This window comes from Acinetobacter sp. ACNIH3, from assembly GCF_002918965.1.
Taxonomy (GTDB): Bacteria; Pseudomonadota; Gammaproteobacteria; order Pseudomonadales; family Moraxellaceae; genus Acinetobacter; species Acinetobacter schindleri.
Window position 1 is genome coordinate 1 of the sequence record NZ_PQLP01000092.1, and the last position, 3493, is coordinate 3493.

Below are 3493 nucleotides of genomic sequence, written 5' to 3' on the forward strand. Positions count from 1 at the left end.
TATGTAATTTCGCATAAGAGATTTTATGTTAAATAAAACTTCTGTATTAAGGCTCTGCACAAAAAAGAAATTATTTAATCCTTACTTAAATTAATTACATTTCCACATACCATTCCTGTGGCTGAAAAACTTCCTTTATTAAGCACATCCTTACAAACCATGCCATTAACAATTGCTGTACCTTGAGGATCAATATAAAGATTCTCAACGACCATTCCATGAATAACAGCTGTACCACCAGCTTGAATATATAGGTTTCTAGTAATTTGCCCATGAAGAGTTAAAAAGCCGCCTTTTAAGATAGTAACGTCTTGATCGATTTTTTCATGAATTATTAAATTATTTTCTATATTTAACATACGGTTATTAATTCCTTAATTAACTATTATTTACTTCATAATGCAGAACAGCAAGGTAATACCTTGCTGTTCTGGGATCGTTTATTTTTATGGAATAAAAGGTATCATATTTTAAGCATGTTTCAGCTCTTTAAGTTGTGCTTCCATTAGTTCTACTTGACGTTGTAACTCTCTTTTTTGCGCTACAACATCATTAAATTTTTTTCTATTTTCAGCATCTACAAATCTTTGAAGAATCTCACGAGATAATGCTTGATATCCGATACCTTCTACTTCACCGATATTTTTTAAATCCTCTATTAATGTCGATGGTAAACGTATAGATATCATCTGCATTTTTTGTGAAGTTCTATTATTCAAGAGATTTTTAAGCTTTTTAGACATGCCTTTAGCCTTCACAAATGACTCGTCGGCCCCTAGATTTCTAGACTCCCACTGAGCAACATCTTCAAAGATGTTATCTTGAGTGTTTGCAGCTTTGTCTTGTTTCATAACTTTACTCTAATTATTAATTTACAATCTATTGAGATTGCATCTACTTCAATATGTAGATGAGTTAAGGGGGGAATCCCCCCACTAACGCGTTGTGGCATTAAGCATATTTGTTGAAGATTCGAACTTCTTCTGCATTAGGCTCGTATGCCGTTTTAACAAAGATAATGTTTTTATCTTCGTCAAATATATAGCAAATTTTAAGGGACCTACCTTTTCGAGTTTGGCTAATAAACCATTCCGTAGGTGGATGCGATTTATGCCGGTCTCGTGTATCTATCAGGGTTCTTCCATCACTATTATCAAAAGCTTCATAGACTTCTTCAATTGTGACCCCATGCTTCTCATCCAGTTTCTGTAGAATCTGATCAGAGAAGCGAAATTCTAATTCGGGTTCATCACATGACACTTTGTATACTCCATATTCTAAAGTTATAAACGATCCGTGTATATACGTTTTATTGTTAAATACATACACAAACTGTTATATGGTGATGATTTTATGTTATTCAAGGCATAAAAATTAAAAAAAATGTATATACACTTAAAAGTTTAAAAAATAAAAAACCCCGGCATCCTGCCGGGGTTTTTCATCGTTGCTGATTGTGCTTTTGTACCCTCTGGTCCATGTGCAATAACTTATAATTCTTGTTTTATGTTATGGAACTTCCTGTTCCTGATGAGTTCATCATAGGAAAATTCCAGTATGCCGCATAGCAGCAAAGGGCCGAGTTTCATGTGAGCCAAAGCGTACAAAATAGCCTAAATTTTATCCCCAGCAATTGGGGATAGTTTTCAACCTGGAAGAATTGAGAACATTGGAAAAATGCTAAAATTGATTACTTTTTAAACAAATTTATTGGCAAGAACTATCAAAACCGCTCATAAAAAAGCCGACTTGTTTCCAAGTCAGCTTTTCGACATCGTCGAGCATTATCACTATAACACAAGTATTTGATTTTTATGTGTTTAAAATATGCATTTCGTATAACGCCCATTATGTTAAATCAATCATTTTATAGCTTTAAAATCGGTTAATTTGAGGGAGTATTCCCCTACCATTTTTAATACAATTTTTTTAGATAAAACTAGGATATGTGTCTAGAATACGAATTAATATTGCTGCTTCCCTTGTTGGGTAACATCGACATTGTTTGGAAAGTTTTTATACGTTTGCTCTTGTGGCTTGAGTCCACCAACTTAATTGAACAGGATATATTATGGAAAATATAATGAAAGCAATGGTTTATTATGGTGATCATGATATTAGATTCGAGGAACGCAAAAAACCAGAACTAATTGATCCGACAGATGCCATTATTAAAATGACAAAAACGACAATTTGTGGAACGGATCTTGGTATTTATAAAGGTAAAAATCCTGAAATTGAACAAAAAGAACAAGAAAAAAATGGTTCATTCAATGGTCGTATTTTAGGTCATGAAGGTATTGGTATTGTTGAACAAATTGGTTCATCAGTAAAAAATATCAAAGTTGGCGATAAAGTAATTGTTTCATGCGTAAGTCGTTGTGGTACATGTGAAAACTGTGCAAAACAGTTATATTCTCATTGTCGCAATGATGGTGGTTGGATCATGGGATACATGATCGATGGAACTCAAGCTGAGTATGTACGTACTCCTTTTGCTGATACTTCATTATATGTGCTACCTGAAGGCTTAAATGAAGATGTAGCTGTTTTACTTTCTGATGCTCTACCTACAGCTCATGAAATTGGTGTTCAAAATGGGGATATTAAGCCTGGTGATACAGTGGCTATTGTTGGTGCCGGCCCTGTTGGTATGAGTGCACTATTAACAGCTCAATTTTACTCTCCAAGTCAAATCATTATGATTGATATGGATGAAAACCGCTTAGCTATGGCAAAAGAGTTAGGAGCAACGGATACAATTAATTCGGGAACAGAAGATGCTATTGCACGCGTAATGGAGTTAACTAATCAACGTGGTGTTGATTGTGCTATTGAAGCTGTAGGAATTGAGCCTACTTGGGATATTTGTCAAAACATTGTCAAAGAAGGCGGACATTTAGCTAACGTTGGTGTGCATGGTAAGTCTGTGAACTTTTCTCTTGAAAAATTATGGATTAAAAATTTAACAATCACTACTGGCTTAGTGAATGCAAATACTACAGGAATGCTATTAAAATCTTGTTGTTCTGGAAAACTTCCAATGGAAAAGTTAGCAACGCATCATTTTAAATTTAATGAAATTGAAAAAGCATATGATGTATTCATTAATGCAGCAAAAGAAAAAGCAATGAAAGTAATTATTGATTTTTAATAATCAAAGAATAAAAAATCGGGGCACATGCCTCGATTTTTTTTAGCGACTGTTCTGAATTAATATACTTTGATGATAGTAATCTTACTTGCTCCCAGAACCTGTAACTTATTTTATGATATTCACTCTATCCATTAGGAAGAAAAAAACGACTCCAAAAACTTCTCTTTTTAGACTCTTCTTCTTCCACCACTTTTGAGAACTATAAACTTTATTTATTTTATCTTTTTTATCCGTAGGTAATGCTCCCAAAAATTAAGCTAGTTTAAAAGTAGAAAATTCACTCGTCTTTATAAGTATTTCTAAACTTAACATAATACACCTTATACGAAATGCGTT

At 33.5% G+C, this 3493-nt stretch carries 4 protein-coding genes; 1 reads left to right on the top strand and 3 read right to left on the bottom strand.

The window, feature by feature from the left end; genetic code table 11:
- Positions 1-74: 74 nt before the first annotated feature.
- From C3420_RS16470 to C3420_RS16480, 3 genes are all read right to left on the bottom strand, one after another.
- Positions 75-359 carry a hypothetical protein gene (locus tag C3420_RS16470; RefSeq protein WP_004811823.1) on the bottom strand — a complete coding sequence of 95 codons (285 nt, stop codon included), beginning with the start codon at positions 357-359 and terminating at the stop codon, positions 75-77.
- A 111-nt stretch (positions 360-470) separates the two neighbouring features.
- A complete protein-coding gene (locus C3420_RS16475; RefSeq protein WP_004811821.1) occupies positions 471-851 on the bottom strand; it encodes a hypothetical protein in 381 nt (126 codons plus the stop codon).
- A gap of 100 nt (positions 852-951) precedes the next feature.
- Positions 952-1260: a hypothetical protein gene (locus tag C3420_RS16480; protein WP_004811820.1), complete on the bottom strand. Its 309-nt coding sequence runs from the start codon at positions 1258-1260 to the stop codon at positions 952-954.
- 823 nt (positions 1261-2083) lie between these two features.
- Here C3420_RS16480 and C3420_RS16485 point away from each other — a divergent pair.
- Complete coding sequence (locus C3420_RS16485; protein ID WP_000646533.1) at positions 2084-3154, top strand: zinc-dependent alcohol dehydrogenase family protein; 1071 nt, start codon at positions 2084-2086, stop codon at positions 3152-3154.
- The last annotated feature ends 339 nt before the right edge of the window (positions 3155-3493 follow it).